Consider the following 15,486-nt stretch of genomic DNA (forward strand, 5'->3'; position numbering starts at 1 on the left):
CCCCGATGATAACCGTCCCGAAGGCGTCAGGGCGTCTGGTTACGCGAATTGATACTTTCCTCGATCGCCGTCAAGGCGTCGAGTTTCTTGGCGAGATCATCACGCTCCTGAACCACTTCGCGGCGCGACGCTTCGCTTCGGTAAACTTCTCCTATCAGCTTCCTGCGTGCCTCGAGGCCATTGAGCCACTGCCTGAGCAACGGCTGCAATTCACTCGGCGCCGAGGACAGATCAGCCTTTAGTAGTTCCGCGGCATCATTCCACTTATCCTGGCTCGACCAGGAATAGACCACGGCCCGGGCCAAACGATCATTATGCGTATCGCCTTCGACTTGTTCGAGTATGTGCTCGCGCCAGTCATTATCGGCTCGCTGAGCGGCCAGACCAAAATCCACCCAGGCCCCGAGCATACAGTCGCTTGCAGTCAAACTGGGCACATCGGACAAGCATTGGGCCGATTCAGCCGGGTTCGAATCGGCCCCGGCCATTTCAGGCAGCATATGGCACCCCGCCAAGAGCGAAGCCGCCAGCATGCTGGCCAGCAACGGTAGCTTTTTCATACCTTCAGTTCCTTGCGTTCGTATCGAGCGTCAGCATCGTCTGCTGCGTCAAATTATCGTTATCGAGGACATCTCCCCCATTCCAGGGCAGTGTCAGGCGGAAACACACCGCCAGGGTGTCGTCATCGACCAGTGCCAGATGACCTTGTTGCGCTCGGGCGCAATCCGCAGCCACGGATAGCCCGATGCCGGAGCCCTTGATGGGCCCTTTTCGACGCGCACGCCCTTGATAGAACGCTTCGAAGAGCTTGTCTCGGTCGTCACTATCAATAGGCACGCCGCTATTGGCAACGTCAATTGTCAACGTGGGACCATGTTGACTTGTGCGTATTTCCAATTGTCCGCCGTCTTCTCCGTAGGCAATGGCATTGGAAATCAGGTTGTCGAGCACGCGTGCCGTACGATCGCGATCCGCCATCCATTCGATGGGCGTACGCGCCGCGTTGATTTCCATTCCCTTGTTGCTCAATGCCAGCTGGTGCTTGCCTAGCACTTCCTGTATCAGACTCGCCACGTTGAAACATTCGTTGTCGGCGGTTTGATTGTGCTGCAATAAATTATAGTCGAGTAATTGCTCGATCAGCCTTTGTAATTCCAATCCGCTATTATCGATCAACTCGACGATTTCGAGCTGACGCGGGGTCAACTCCCCGACGATGCCATCGGAAAGCAGACTGGTGCCTTCGCGAACGCTGGCAAGCGGTGTCTTGAGTTCATGGGACATGTGACGCAAAAACTGCTGTTTCTGTGCTTCCAGCTCGCTCAAGCGCACTGATAACCAGTCAAGGCGCTCGCCCAGGTTGACGAGTTCCGCTGGCCCCTGGATCAGATTCGACGAGGCAGGCTCCATGCCACTGCCCAGGGTCAGGATACGGCGCTCGATCTGGCGAATCGGACGGATGATCAACCAGGTGAACAACAACATCAAGGCAAGGCTTGCCGAAACCAGTGCCGCAGTCTGCAACCATAGGCGCTGCTGTACTTCTTCCGCTTGGGCGCTGATGTTTTCGATGCGGTTATCGATCTGTAGATTGGTGGCCTCGCGTACGGCGCTGGTCTTTTCCCCGAAACTGGTGAACCCCTCCAGGTTCTCGCTGACTTCTTCGGCGGTCATGGTAGTCAGCATCGCCAGAGTTTCGATTTGATCGCTCAAGGCAGCGATTTCGTCGTTGTCGGGTAACAGACGCTGCTGGGCCTCGAGAAGCGCCGCATACTCCTCCACCTTGGAGGCATAGATGTCCATCAGGCCCGGCTGTTCGATGACGGCATACTGACGAGCGCTACGCTCCATTTCCAGGGCCAGATTGGACAGCGCTCGAGCGCGCCGGGTCTGTTCGACGGCCTGGCGTGCGCTGATATCCGCAAGATAGGAAAGCTCAGAAAGCGCTTGGCCCGCCTGAAACATCAGAACGGCAATCGGCAGCATTACTACCAGAAAAGCTAATAGTACTAGCTGTAATAGTGATCGAGGACGCCAGCGGCGTGAGACCTTTGAGGTCATGGCAACAGTTCTATGCAGAAGAAGGATCGAAAACATTAGTCTTACCTGCATAGCATACCAGAGTTGCCGCTAAGCAAAGTCGTAGACATCTCAACTGCACAAAAAAACTGCAAAAAAGAGGGCCGACAAGTGCCGGCCCAAGGTACGCAGGGAACTGAAGGGTCAAGTGAGTACTCATCGCGTGCCTACCTGTCTAGACACCTCCGAGAACTCGGATGGTCCCGAAGGACCCGAAGCCATGAAACCGCATCAATGTCCGACAGGAACTGACGATCTCATGTCTAGCGGCGAACCGCCGTGCTTCGTTCTTCGATACGCCGCCTGGGCGTCGTATCTAAATTGATCCCCCTTCCGGGGGAATGGCGTCCGTGCCGGGCCTCCTTGCCCAATTGGTACATTTCCATGCCGTATCGGCAGTACCATCTCATCGCAACCTGAGTCACACATCGCATAGAGCAGAAGAAACGATTCGAACTTGCTGAAACCCTTCTATTGCTCACTTGATTCAATGCGACAGGCATGCCAACAATCACTATTTTACAATAAAAACAAATACTTAAAAAATTCCGTGTCGACGCTATCGTCGGTGCGTCTTACCATTTCGATAAAAAGTGGGTTCGAGATATCCTCGCTTCGTCTCTAAACGGCAACGAGCAATCTCATGTGTTGAACATTGCGATCGAAAACAGGAGGTTGGCGAGTATCTGACCAGCGACAACGGCATGTCATTGTCGCTTCAACGCCTCAGATCAACCATTCAAGCATTTCGAATCAATGGTTTGAGCAGAATCTTGGATTTGCGAATGTGGTTGTAGGCATCGCGACGCGCCGCTGGCAGCGCGTCGATATCCGCGGGACCGAAACCGTGTTCAATGAACCAGTGAGCGGTATGGGTGGTGAGGGCAAACAGTGCCTCAAGTTCGTGACGCCGGGCGCGCCGTTCCACCTCGCCCAGCAGCACTCCTGCCCGGGCGCTGCCGCGGTAATCGGTATGCACGGCGACACAGGCAAGTTCACCCATGGCGGAGTCAGGGACCAGATGCAGCGCCGCGCAACCGATGATCATGCCGTCGCGCTCGATAACCACATAGTCGCCAATCTCCTGCTCGAGCCGCTCCCGGGAGCGTTCGATCAATACATCGTGTTCCTGCAGGGGGCGCAGCAGTTCGAGTAGACCGGCAATGTCTCGCAGCTCCGCGGGGCGCAGCTGCTCATAGCGGTGCTGGGTGATCATCGTACCCAGGCCGTCCCGGGTGAATAGCTCTCCCAGCAAGGCATCGTGATTGTGCCAGGGCAGCAGATGGGTGCGTCCAACCCCGTGACGCGCCGCGCCGCAGGCTGCGCTCAAATGGCGCGCAAGCTCACTGCCGGGCGTGGCAGCGGCACGTAACGGTTCCGCTTCATCCGGCGACAGCTGGCGCTGCAACTGGCCCTCGGCGTCATGCAGGCCCTCCGCATCCCCCAGCAGGATCAGCTTATCGGCCTTGAGGGCGATGGCGGCATGCTGAGCCACCTCGGAGGCATCCAGATCGAAGACTTCGCCGGTACTGGAAAATCCCAGCGGCGGCAACACGACCAGGGCGTCCCGCTCGAGCAGCGCATCGATCGCGCTCTTGCGCACTCGCCGCACCTCTCCGCTATGATCGAAATCGATCCCGTGACGCACTCCCAGAGGTTTGGCCATGACGAGATTGCCGGACACCGCGATAAGCTCGACGCCATGCAGCGGCGTGTTAGGCAGGCCTAGGGAAAGCCGCGCCTCCAGCCATAGGCGCTGCTGTGCCGCTACGCGCTCGACGCAGGCCATGATCTGACGATGGGCGACCCAGCGCCCTTCATACCGTTCAGGTACAACGCCTTCCTGCTCGAGTGCCCGACTGACCTGGGGCCGAATACCGTAAACGACGACCAGGCGTATCCCGAGGGTATGCAGCAGGGCCAGATCCTGAATGAGCTGTTCGCCCCGCTCGTCGATCATGGCGTCGCCTTCGATCAATATGACGAAGGTACGTCCACGATGCGTATTGATGTAGGGCGACGAATTGCGAAACCACTCGACGAAGGGAAAGTGTGTCTTCAAAACCTGCACCTCGATAGCAGCAAACTGCAAGCCAATCAGCTGCCGAACATACCCTTGAACATGAAGAAGAACAGGATCGCCAGCAGCGCGCCGGCGGGTAGCGTGATCAGCCAGGACAGCACGATCGTGCCCAGTACCCGCAGATTGAGCGCCGCCATGCCTCGCGCCAGCCCAACCCCAAGCACCGCTCCCACCAGGGTATGGGTAGTGGAAACCGGCAGCCCTGTTCCCGAAGCCAGCACCACGGTGGTGGCCGCCGCCAGCGTCGCGGCGAAACCGCGGCTCGGGGTCAGTTCGGTAATACCGGTGCCCACGGTTGCAATCACGCGATGCCCATAGGTGACAAGGCCGGCAACGATCCCGCCACCGCCCAATACCAGCACCCACCAGGGGAGAATCGCTGCGCCACCGATTTCGCCATGGGTGCGCACAACGCTGATCACGGCTGCCAGGGGGCCGACCGCATTGGCAACATCGTTGGAGCCATGAGCAAAGGCCATGGCACAGGCGGTGAACATCATCAGAACACCGAAGATGCGCTCGACGCCGGAGAACTGAAAATCACCGTTCTTGGCGCCCTTGGCGCGGCTGATGCGATTCTCGAGGCCTATGCCCAGCAGCATGATGACCAAACCGATCCCGATGGCGATCAGCAGGCTTTCACCAAAGCTCAAGTCCATCCCCATATGGGAGAGCCCCTTGACCAGGGTCACCATGGAAACGATGAACCCGACCAGGAAGATATACGCGGGCACATAGCGCTTGGCCGCGGCAAAGGGGTCTTTGCTTTCGAAGATCAATAACTGTACCGACTTGAACAGCACGAAGCCGAAGCTACCCGCCAGCACCGGCGACACCACCCAGCTGGCGGCAATCTGACCGACCTTGCCCCAACCGACGGCATCGACGCCAAGCCCGGCCACGGCGAAGCCGACGATGGCGCCGACAATGGAGTGAGTCGTCGAGACCGGCCAGCCTCGAGCCGAGGCAATCAGCAGCCACAAGCCCGCCGCCAGCAGCGATGCCAGCATGCCGTAGACCAGTAGCTGGGGGTCGTCCACGAGAAGTTCGGGATTGATGATGCCCTTTCGAATGGTCTCGGTAACCTGCCCGCCCGCAAGCCAGGCGCCGAGAAACTCGAATATTACCGCAATCAGGATGGCCTGCTTGATGGTGATGGCCTTGGAACCGACGGAGGTTCCCATGGCGTTGGCCACATCGTTGGCGCCAACGCCCCAGGCCATGAAGAAGCCAAAGACACAGGCGAGAATGATGAATACGTCACCGTATTGCTCAATGATAAACATGGGCAGCCGTTTTTTTAAGGGTGGCGTTCATTGGCAAATCCGCACTCCGAAATGGAGCGCAGGATTCAGCGAGCAGTCAGTATCTGTAGTCGGCTGCCGACGCGCTCGGCACGATCCGCAAGATCGCCGATCCAGTCGATGATCTTGTACAGGAACATGACATCTACCGGTGGCAGATCTTCTTCGAGGTCGAAAAGCTGGCGCCGGATGGCGATTTCCTGAGCATCCGCCTGATGCTCGAGTTCGTGCAGATCCCGAATCAGGTTTTCCATGAGCTGTGCTACATTGCGGCCGAAGCCGGACTCGAGCAACGATTCGAGTTCCTCAAGTGCCTTGCGTGCCTGATCCACCGCCGCAATGGCGATCTCCAGATAGCTGCGCATCGGTGTCGCCAGAGGCCCGGGAATTTCCATGGAACGCCCCATCATGATGCCGGTAATGTCTCGAGCCCGATTGGCGATCTTGTCCTGCACACTGATCAGCTCCAGCAGATCCGAGCGGGATACCGGTAGGAACAGGGTATTGGGCAGGTTGAGTCGTAGCTGCGTCTTGAGCTCATCCGCCTCGTTCTCGAGTACCGTCACTTTTTCGCGATATTGGGCGGCTTCCTCCCAATTACCCGCCAGCGCGGCATCGAAGAAAGGCAATAGCTGTTCGGCGCACTCATTGGTCTTGACGATATGAGCCAATAACGGCTGAAAGGGCGAGCGCCCGAACAACGCTGAAAATGGATTGGACGTCATCATAAAAGAGTGTCGCGGGTTGAGAATGGCGTCGTTAGTATAATGTTTGCGTCGAGCAACGTCATGAAGTTTCATTCAACAGTGGCAACGGGATAACGCGATGGCGGAAGAAGTCGAACTCAAATTGGCACTAAGCAGCACCGCCGCAAGCTGCCTGTTGCGGCACGAACTGCTCGATGCACCCCCCAGTCGGGCGTGGCTATCCAACACCTATTACGACACCCCACAAGGGGCGCTTGAAGCCGCTCGGGCCGCTCTACGCATTCGCCGCACACCCACAGGCAACCTGCAGACGCTCAAGACCGTGGGCAGTGGCACCGGCGGGCTTTCCGTCCGCGGTGAATGGGAGTGGGAAATCGAAGGCGAGGCTCTCGACCTCGCTGGCCTGGCCGACCTGCCTCCTATGCGCGCCCTGGACGCTACGGTCCTCGAGGCGCTCGAACCACGCTTTGTCACGGATTTCGAACGCTGTCGTTGGCTGCTCGAAACCGAGGGCGCCAGCATCGAGGTTGCACTCGATCAAGGGAGTATTCACGCTGCCGGGCAGCGCGTTGCAATCAACGAACTGGAGCTCGAACTCAAGCGCGGAAAGCCCGCTGCATTGTGGCAGCTGGCTCAGACGCTTGCCGAACGAGTCCCCCTGCGTCCATCCATTGCCAGCAAGGCCGAGCGTGGTGCAGCGCTATGCAAGAGCCAGTGGCAATATCTCGCCCTCGAAAATCAGAACGAAAGCACTTCTGCGCGGGTCGATCATGCTTCCCGCATGCTCGATATTCACCGCGATACCCAGCAACCATGCTTTCTTGCAAAGGCGATCGATATCTACGAAAGCCTGGCAAAAGCCAACGGGCTGAGTGCTGGCACGCGACATCATGCGGGGGTGCTGGCCGCCATGCTCATGCAACCCGACTGGCTGACCGCCCCCTTTGGCCAGCACAGCCTGAGCCTGCAAAGAACAATCTTGTGATCGAGGAGCTTCAACTTGCCGTCCCCATCATCCTCTGAAAGCGTCAGCCTACGCACCTGGCTTTTTCAGCTCATGTTCGAATCCGACACCCGGCTCGCCAAGAGTTTCGATATCGCCTTGATCAGCTTGATTCTGATCAGCGTCATCGTAGTCATGCTGGATAGCGTCGGGTCGTTGCACGCTCGCTACGGCACACTGCTTTTCGGAATGGAATGGGCGTTCACGCTGATCTTCACTCTCGAGCTGGCGCTGAGACTCTACTGCCTGGACCGCCCGCTGCGCTATCTGAAAAGCTTCTATGGCATCATCGATCTACTTTCGATCCTGCCCACCTGGCTGAGTCTGCTCATACCCGGAGCGCAATCACTGCTGGTGATCAGGGTATTGCGGGTGCTGCGCGTCTTTCGCGTCCTGCGCCTCATGGAGTTTCTGGGCGAAGGCAAGATATTGGTGCAATCGCTGCGACGCAGTTTCCGCAAGATTCTGATGTTTCTCTCCACGGTGCTGATGCTGGTGATCATCTTCGGCTCGTTGATCTATCTGATCGAACCCCCGGAAGCAGGCTTCACCAGTATTCCGAAGGCGATCTACTGGGCCATCGTGACCCTGACCACCGTTGGCTACGGCGACATCACGCCGTTGACGCCCGTGGGACAGCTTTTATCATCAGTAGTCATGATCATGGGCTACGCCATTCTCGCCGTGCCGACCGGGGTGTTTTCCGCGGAGATGATGCGTTCGATTCGCGATCAACGTTATTCCGACGAAGCCTGCCCGGGCTGCGGGCTTGAAGAACACGAGCGGAATGCCCGCTATTGCAAACGCTGTGGCGCCTGGCTTGATGAGGAAAGTGAGGACCCGCGCAAGAAAAAGCACGGCGACGAGCAAACGCCAGCAACGCCTACCGGTTAGTCGGGAAAATGCCGCCTTGGGCGGCATTCCGAAAACCGGGAGCGCTCAGCGAAAAGGAGCGGTATCGCCACGGCCTTCCCGGAGGATAACCGGCGGAATCTCGCGCAGGTCGATCACGCTGGTAGGCTCAAAAGAACAGGCGCCGCCATCGATGATCAGCTCGAGATGAGCGTCGTAACGCTCGCGGATCTCTTCCGCGTCGGTCATGGGCAGCTCTTCACCCACCGGGATCAGGGTCACGCTCATCAGCGGCCCGTCCAGGGCCTCGAGCAAGGCGTGGGTGATGCGGTGATCCGGGACCCGCACGCCGATGGAGCGTCGCTTGGGGTGCAGCAACAATCGTGGTACTTCGCTGGTGGCGTCGAGAATGAAGGTGTAGGCGCCCGGCGTATTGTTCTTGAGCAGACGAAAGGCGTCGTTATCGACCTTGGCATAGGTGCCGATCTCGGAAAGATCCGAGCACACCAGAGTGAAGTTGTGCTTGTCGTCCAGGGAACGCAGCCATTTGATCTTCTCGATGGCTTTCTTTTCTCCTAGATGACAACCCAACGCATAGCCTGAGTCCGTGGGATAGGCGATTACGCCGCCCTGACGAATGATGGAGACCGCCTGATCGATCAGGCGTTTTTGCGGGTTCTCTGGATGAATCTGGAAGAACTGGGTCATAACCTCTCCTGACTTATTGGGGGGGTATTCGCATAGCACTTATTAACCAGCTTATCTGGTTATACGAATTCAGCCAGCAAAGTCGTGCAATCGTGGATGGCGCCATACCGGTAACACATCGCAGCGAGATACCGGACTCATGCTGCCCGGTGCCAGATGGCCACCAGGAAAATGAAAGTCGCTGCCCAAGGAGCCATAGAGGCCGCGTTCGTCAAGCTGACGTGCCAGATCCCGAGTGACATCCGCATTCTGAAAACCGCTGACCAGCTCTGCCGCCTCGCCCCCTGCCTCGGCGAAGGAGTCGAGTAGCAGTCCGCGTTTGCGTCGAGTCAGGCCATATCGCAGCGGATGGGCCAGCACCGCGACTCCATTGCTCTGGAGCGTCCAATCGATCACATCGCTAAGATACGGCCAGTGCGCCTTGACGTCGCCCCGCTTGCCGGCGCCCAAATGCTTCTTGAAAGCCGTGGCCATGTCCGGTACTACGCCGGCTTCCACCAGCGCTCGAGCGAAATCCGGTCGTCCCAGAGGACGCTCGCTGCCGGCTTGCTCTCGCGCCCGGGTCAGCGCATTCTCAAGCCCTATCGCTTCGAGGCGGCGAGCGATCTCCTTGCTGCGAGCGACCCGCGCCTCGGCCTGGGCTGCTAGCGCGTCGTCCATTTCCACGCTGGGTCCTGTGGGTAACAATGCCACCACATGAATCGTCAACCCCCGCCACTGGGCAGAAAGCTCCGCGGCAGGCAACAGTCGTATGCCAAATTGTTCCGCCGCCGTGCTTGCTTCATCGACCCCGGCCAAGGTGTCGTGGTCCGTCAGCGCCATATGGGTCACGCCCCGGGAATGGCACAGGGCGACCAGTGCACCGGGAGTGAGCGCACCGTCCGAGGCGGTGGAATGCATGTGAAGGTCGAGACCGGAAACCGCCTCGAGACGTTCGGGAAGGTGCATCATGGGCATGACGCCACTCGGCGTCTTTGTCAGAATAGGTGCACCATGGTGCGCGCCCCGATAACTCGGGTCAATGGCGCCCCTTTCATTACAGGATTGTGCAATGAAGCTACTGCTGGACTTTCTTCCCATCGCGATCTTTTTCGCGGTTTACCACCTGAGCGGCGATATCGTGCTGGCGACGCTGGTACTGATCCCGGCGACCCTCACCCAGATGGCCTTCATCTGGTGGCGTTATAAAAAGCTCGAGAAGATGCATCTGATTACGTTGGGGCTGCTGATCCTGCTGGGCGGCGCAACGGTGGCATTCCAGGATGCAGCCTTCATCCAATGGAAGCCTACCGTGGTCAACGCCTTGTTCGCCCTGGCCTTTCTCCTTTCACCGCTGTTTGGCGGCAAGACACTAACCCAGCGCATGATGGGCAAGGCCATCCAGCTCCCCGAGACGATCTGGACACGCCTCAATCTGGCCTGGGCCAGCTTTTTCCTGGCCATGGCACTGCTCAACGTCTACGTTTTCAAGACCTTCAGCGAGGCCACCTGGGTCAACTTCAAGCTTTTTGGCATGCTGGGCCTGACCCTTGCATTCGTGTTGGCCCAGGGGATTTACCTGAGTCGCCATATGAGGGTTCAACCAAGGTCCTGATCAGCGCAATGCGCTCTCCAACATCACACGTTTACTATCACCAAAGGACTCCACCATGCTTTATGCCATCATCAGTGAAGACGTGAAGGACAGCCTGGAAAAACGCCAGCACGCGCGTCCGGAACACTTGGCACGCTTGGAAGCGCTACGTAACGAAGGACGCCTGGTGATCGCTGGCCCTCATCCCGCCGTCGATGCAGAGAACCCGGGAGATGCCGGTTTCAGCGGCAGCCTGGTGATCGCCGAGTTCGAGGATCTGGATGCCGCCCGCACCTGGGCGGATGCGGATCCTTATGTTGACGCCGGCGTCTACGCCAAGGTGACAGTAAAACCGTTCAAGAAGGTATTGCCCTGAGGTCAGGCCCATGACGGACGTGGTTCTTGTAGTCAACACCGGCTCTTCCTCGATCAAAGCAGCCGTCTACGAACTGGCTGAGCACAAGAAGAAACCGCTGTGGAAAGGCGAGATCGATGGTATCGGCCGGACCGCGATGTACGAATCCCGCTCGGATGGTCGAGCTCGTGAGCAAACGAGCGTGCCAACGGAGATCACGCAGAAACATAAGCCCTTGATCGAATGGCTGTTGCAGCGTCTGCAACAGGAGCAGCCGGGGCTTGATGTAATCGCGGCGGGACACCGTGTCGTCCATGGCGGTCATAATTACAGCGCGCCGGTGCGTGTAACTCCCCAGGTGTTAGAAGAACTGCATGGTCTCAGCACTCTGGCGCCCAGCCATCAGCCGCACAATCTGGCGGGCATTCAGGCGGTCACCGAGGTCTGGCCCGAGATACCTCAGGTAACCTGCTTCGATACCGCCTTTCACCGCACCCAGCCGCGCATTGCGCAGCTTTTTGCTCTGCCCCATCAACTCGCCGAGGAAGGCGTGCTGCGCTATGGATTTCACGGCCTGTCCTACGAATACATTGCCAGTGTGCTACCCGAGTATTTGGGCGAACGCGCCGAGGGCCGCATCATCGTCGCGCACCTGGGCCACGGGGCAAGTCTCTGTGCCATGCGCCATCGGAAAAGCATCGCGACCAGCATGGGATTCACCGCCCTGGACGGCCTGGTAATGGGCAAGCGCTGCGGCGATATCGATCCTGGAGTAGTGCTCTACTTGCTGCGAGATCGGGGTATGAGCCTGCCCCAGGTCGCCACCTTGCTCAGTCAGAAGTCGGGGCTTCTTGGCGTCTCGGGTATCAGCGATGATATGCGCGATCTGGTGGATAACGACGAGCCGCGGGCAAAGGATGCCGTGGAGCTATTCGTCTATCGCGCCCTTTCACAGATTGGCGCTCTCATTGCGCAGCTGAAAGGATTGGATGGTCTGGTCTTTACCGCCGGAATCGGGCAGCACTCCCCTGAAATTCGCGCGCGGATCATGGAAGGCCTTGCCTGGATGGGCGTACAAGTCGATGAACAGTCCAACGTTCAGGGCGCCTCCTGTATCAGTACGCCGGACAGTGCGCTACCGGTCCACGTCATCGCCACGAACGAAGAAGCAGTTATCGCCCGAGACACGCGACAATTGATAATGAACGACTGATGCTGCTTTCAATACGGTTTCGGAAATAGCGCTACTAGGGCTATCTATTCGACTTTTGTATAATATGACATATCATTTAACCTGCTAAGAAACGCGGTATCAGCACGTCCATCTGCTTTAGCACTGCGCGCCGCGATCTTACACATCCTTCATTTCAAGGATTTTCAATGATAGATGTCATGCTCGTTCTCAATGCCGGATCGTCTTCCGTCAAAGCTGCTGCTTACGCCTTCGATGCACCCGCCACCATGCTGTGGAAAGGCAGTATCGAGGGTATCGGCGGCGCGCCGTTTTATGAGGCCAAACTGGGCAGTGCCGCTGGGGAAACCGTAACTCTGGACGCAGAGGATATGCCGCAGACCCACGGCCCGCTGATCCGCTGGATGCTGAAACGTCTGCGTCACGAAATGCCGGCGCTGAACATCGTCGCGGCGGGTCACCGGGTCGTGCACGGGGGCCGCTACTTCGATACCCCGATCCTGATCGATGACGATACGTTGGAGACCCTGCACAGCTTGAGCGAGCTGGCGCCGGGGCACCAGCCGCACAACTTGAGCGGCATTCACGCCATTCGAGACACCTGGCCGCAAATCCCGCAGGTTGCCTGCTTCGACACCGCCTTCCACCGCAGCCAACCCAAGGTCGCCCAGACCTTCGCCCTGCCCCGGCGATTTGCGGAGCAAGGCATGGTGCGCTATGGATTTCACGGTCTCTCCTACGAATATATCGCCAGCACCCTGCCACGCCATGCCGGCCCAAAAGCCAACGGGCGCTTCATCGTCGCCCACCTGGGCCACGGGGCCAGCCTGTGCGCCATTCACAAAGGCCATAGTGTCGCCACCACCATGGGATTCACCGCGCTGGACGGCCTGATGATGGGCAAGCGCTGCGGCAGCGTCGACCCCGGTCTCATTCTGCATTTGATTCGCCATCAAGGCATGAATGCCCAGGAAGTGGAGTTGATGCTGCGCCGAGAGTCGGGGCTGCTGGGCGTCTCCGGCATCAGCGACGACATGCGTGACCTGGTGGCAAGCGACGACCCTCACGCCCGGGAGGCCATCGATCTGTTCGTGCACAGTATCGTCTCCAATGCAGGGTCTCTCATCGCTCAGATGGGCGGCCTGGATGGGTTCGTCTTCACCGCGGGTATCGGGGAGCACTCCCCCCTGATTCGGGAAGAAGTCATCAAGAAACTTGCCTGGCTGGGCATGCGTCTTGACCCGGTGGCCAACGAGGCCGGTGAAGTGCGTATAAGCACCGACGATAGCGATCTGCCGGTTTTCGTTATTCCCACGGATGAAGAAGGCATCATCGCCGAACATACGCGTCTCTTGACTCGGCGCGGTCCCTTGACTCAGGGCGCCACGGCAGCCGCCGCTGTATAGCGCGTACAGCATGGATATTCACCCCTGTGCATAAATCCGCAAGGGTTACTCACAGTTGCTGTGAGTAAGTCTGTTGAAAGCCAGCGCGCTTTTGCCGCGAGGCCATTGGACATGGGAGCTCGGCGATTTTGTTCAATAATTGATCACACTCGCTATCGGAGATACCGTTGTGAATGAGCACCGCAGCCCATTTTATGACTTGACGGGATCGTTGACCGAACTGGAAAGCGCCCGCCTGAACTGGGCCGGCGCTGACGGCATGCCCGATGCGCCCTACTCCCTGGCCTTCGACGACGTCTACTTCTCGCGGCAGGACGGTCGCGCCGAGACTGAACACGTATTCATCCAAGGCAATCAGCTTCCCGAACGGTTTGCCGGCTGGCAGAGCACCCGCCCTTTCGTAATTGGCGAAACCGGCTTCGGCACCGGCTTGAACATGCTGTGTGCCTGGGCCTGCTTCGATACCCATGCGCCTGAAGGCGCACGCCTGCATCTGGTTTCCACGGAAAAACATCCTCTCACCCAGGGCGACCTGAAACGCGCGCTGACCGCTTGGCCCGAATTCGCCGAGCGCGCGCGCGCCCTGGTCAACCAATGGCCGGAGCCGGTGCGTGGCGTGCATCGTCTGATACTGTCCAACCGGGTAACGCTCGACCTGCACCTTGGCGACAGCGTCGAGTGCTTGACGCACCTGGACGGATGCGTCGATGCCTGGTTCCTCGATGGTTTTGCCCCCTCGAAAAACCCGGACATGTGGCAGCCGGCGCTGTTTCAGGCCATGGCCCATCGCAGTCATCCCGAGGCGACCTTTGCCACCTTCACCTGCGCGGGTATCGTCAAGCGCGGCCTCAAAGCGGCAGGGTTCGCGTGGATGAAAGCGCCAGGCTTCGGGCGTAAACGCGAGATGCTGCGCGGTCATATCGCCGTCCCATCATCGGATAGCTTACGCCAGCATACTCCCTGGTTTACACCGCCATCTCATCAGCCAGCTCGGCATGTGGCGATAGTCGGCGCGGGGCTGGCCGGCGCCAGTACTGCCGAGGCGCTGGCACGACGCGGTGTGCGGATCACGCTGATCGACCGGGAAGTGCCCGGTACCGGCGCTTCGGGCAACCGTCAGGGGGCGCTATACGTCAAACTGGCTGCGGAGACCAATCTGCAGAGCCGTTTCTATCTGGCTGGGCTACTGTATACCCGGCGATTGCTCGAACGCCTCGATCCCGAGCGCTGGCTTTGGAATGACTGTGGCGTGCTGCAACTGGCCATGACCGACAAGGAAGCGCGACGCCAGGCAACCTTCCTGCGTAATCACGCGCTGCCTGCGAGCCTCGTTGAAGGGGTTACGCCGGCGCAGGCCAGCCAGCGCGCCGGCGTGGCTTTGACTCACGGCGGCCTGGACTATCCGAGGGCCGGCTGGGTGCGTCCAGCGGCCCTGTGTCAGCGCCTTGCCGCCCATGCCGACATTGTCTTTCGTCAGGCCGAGGTCGTGACGCTGGAACATCATGACGCCGGCTGGAGGCTTGGATTGGCGGATGGGAATAGTTTGAGCGTCGATCAGGTCGTGGTGGCCAATGCCTGGCAGGCGCCAGATTTCTCGCCTCTCGAGTGGCTGCCGCTGAAGCCGATACGCGGTCAGGTCAGCGAGCTGCAGCTACCTTCCGACGCTTCTATCGCTTCACTGACGCGGGTGATCTGCGCCGGCGGTTACGCCCTGCCGGTGCTTGAGGGTATACAGACCTTCGGGGCCACCTTTGCCCCGGGCGATACTCAGAGCGATCTGCGTGAAGCAGACAACGCCACGAATCTGGGGGAGTTCGAACGCATGCTGCCCGCCTATACGCAAGAATTGCGCGCCAACGATGTTGAATTCGAGCCAGCGCGATTGCAGGGTCGCGCCAGTCTACGCGCCGCCAGCCCGGACAAATCGCCCTATGCCGGCCCAGCACCGGATGCACTGGCTTGGCGCCGGGATTACGCCGCATTACAGAAAAACGCACGGCGCGCCCCGGCCGTTGCCGGCCAGCACCACCCTGGGCTGTGGATCAGCGCCGCTCATGGCTCACGCGGCCTTGCCAGTGCGCCGCTGTGCGCCGAAGTGCTGGCATCGCGCATCTGCAACGAGCCCATGCCACTGGAGCGCGAACTCGTGGATCACCTGCATCCTGGGCGACGGTTGATCGCCGAGATCATTCGCGGCGGTTAGAAATAGGCATGAAGAACATGC

14 protein-coding genes are annotated in these 15,486 nt (G+C 59.1%); 7 read left to right on the forward strand and 7 right to left on the reverse strand.

Annotated elements, in window-relative coordinates; genetic code table 11:
* Nucleotides 1-26: 26 nt before the first annotated feature.
* From H7850_RS07815 to H7850_RS07835, 5 genes are all read right to left on the reverse strand, one after another.
* Entirely contained in the window at nt 27-560 is a 534-nt protein-coding gene (locus tag H7850_RS07815; protein WP_227368961.1) for a hypothetical protein, read from the reverse strand.
* A gap of 4 nt (nt 561-564) precedes the next feature.
* Complete coding sequence (locus H7850_RS07820; protein WP_227368962.1) at nt 565-2,061, reverse strand: sensor histidine kinase; 1,497 nt, start codon at nt 2,059-2,061, stop codon at nt 565-567.
* 757 nt (nt 2,062-2,818) lie between these two features.
* Nucleotides 2,819-4,141 (reverse strand): amino-acid N-acetyltransferase, encoded by a 1,323-nt coding sequence (argA, locus tag H7850_RS07825; protein WP_227368963.1) that lies wholly within the window; start codon nt 4,139-4,141, stop codon nt 2,819-2,821.
* Between the two features lie 35 nt (nt 4,142-4,176).
* Nucleotides 4,177-5,448 carry an inorganic phosphate transporter gene (locus tag H7850_RS07830; protein WP_227368964.1) on the reverse strand — a complete coding sequence of 424 codons (1,272 nt, stop codon included), beginning with the start codon at nt 5,446-5,448 and terminating at the stop codon, nt 4,177-4,179.
* 65 nt (nt 5,449-5,513) lie between these two features.
* The gene (locus H7850_RS07835) at nt 5,514-6,194 is read right to left on the reverse strand and encodes a TIGR00153 family protein (protein WP_227368965.1); all 681 of its coding nucleotides are present in this window, start codon (nt 6,192-6,194) and stop codon (nt 5,514-5,516) included.
* Nucleotides 6,195-6,291: 97 nt separating this feature from the next.
* On the opposite strand from H7850_RS07835, the gene H7850_RS07840 reads away from it, so the two are divergent.
* Both H7850_RS07840 and H7850_RS07845 read left to right on the forward strand, forming a co-directional pair.
* Complete coding sequence (locus H7850_RS07840) at nt 6,292-7,158, forward strand: CYTH domain-containing protein (protein ID WP_227368966.1); 867 nt, start codon at nt 6,292-6,294, stop codon at nt 7,156-7,158.
* A 72-nt stretch (nt 7,159-7,230) separates the two neighbouring features.
* Nucleotides 7,231-8,070 (forward strand): ion transporter, encoded by an 840-nt coding sequence (locus H7850_RS07845; protein WP_227369173.1) that lies wholly within the window; start codon nt 7,231-7,233, stop codon nt 8,068-8,070.
* A 45-nt stretch (nt 8,071-8,115) separates the two neighbouring features.
* On the opposite strand, the gene H7850_RS07850 is transcribed toward H7850_RS07845, so the two are convergent.
* Both H7850_RS07850 and H7850_RS07855 read right to left on the reverse strand, forming a co-directional pair.
* The gene (locus tag H7850_RS07850; RefSeq protein WP_227368967.1) at nt 8,116-8,736 is read right to left on the reverse strand and encodes an L-threonylcarbamoyladenylate synthase; all 621 of its coding nucleotides are present in this window, start codon (nt 8,734-8,736) and stop codon (nt 8,116-8,118) included.
* Nucleotides 8,737-8,805: 69 nt separating this feature from the next.
* A complete protein-coding gene (locus H7850_RS07855) occupies nt 8,806-9,693 on the reverse strand; it encodes a PHP domain-containing protein (protein ID WP_227368968.1) in 888 nt (295 codons plus the stop codon).
* Between the two features lie 94 nt (nt 9,694-9,787).
* Between H7850_RS07855 and H7850_RS07860 the strand changes: the two genes are divergently transcribed.
* From H7850_RS07860 to mnmC, 5 genes are all read left to right on the forward strand, one after another.
* The gene (locus tag H7850_RS07860; RefSeq protein ID WP_227368969.1) at nt 9,788-10,330 is read left to right on the forward strand and encodes a septation protein A; all 543 of its coding nucleotides are present in this window, start codon (nt 9,788-9,790) and stop codon (nt 10,328-10,330) included.
* A gap of 55 nt (nt 10,331-10,385) precedes the next feature.
* On the forward strand, nt 10,386-10,685 hold the full coding sequence (locus tag H7850_RS07865; protein WP_227368970.1) for a YciI family protein: 300 nt from the start codon (nt 10,386-10,388) through the stop codon (nt 10,683-10,685).
* Nucleotides 10,686-10,695: 10 nt separating this feature from the next.
* Nucleotides 10,696-11,877 carry an acetate/propionate family kinase gene (locus tag H7850_RS07870; protein WP_227368971.1) on the forward strand — a complete coding sequence of 394 codons (1,182 nt, stop codon included), beginning with the start codon at nt 10,696-10,698 and terminating at the stop codon, nt 11,875-11,877.
* Nucleotides 11,878-12,044: 167 nt separating this feature from the next.
* A complete protein-coding gene (locus H7850_RS07875; protein ID WP_227368972.1) occupies nt 12,045-13,262 on the forward strand; it encodes an acetate/propionate family kinase in 1,218 nt (405 codons plus the stop codon).
* A 169-nt stretch (nt 13,263-13,431) separates the two neighbouring features.
* Nucleotides 13,432-15,465, forward strand: a complete 2,034-nt coding sequence (mnmC, locus tag H7850_RS07880; protein ID WP_413614145.1) for a bifunctional tRNA (5-methylaminomethyl-2-thiouridine)(34)-methyltransferase MnmD/FAD-dependent 5-carboxymethylaminomethyl-2-thiouridine(34) oxidoreductase MnmC — start codon at nt 13,432-13,434, stop codon at nt 15,463-15,465.
* Nucleotides 15,466-15,486 lie beyond the last annotated feature (21 nt).

Origin of the sequence: Halomonas sp. M20 (assembly GCF_020622265.1) — a bacterium.
Classification (GTDB): domain Bacteria; phylum Pseudomonadota; class Gammaproteobacteria; order Pseudomonadales; family Halomonadaceae; genus Modicisalibacter.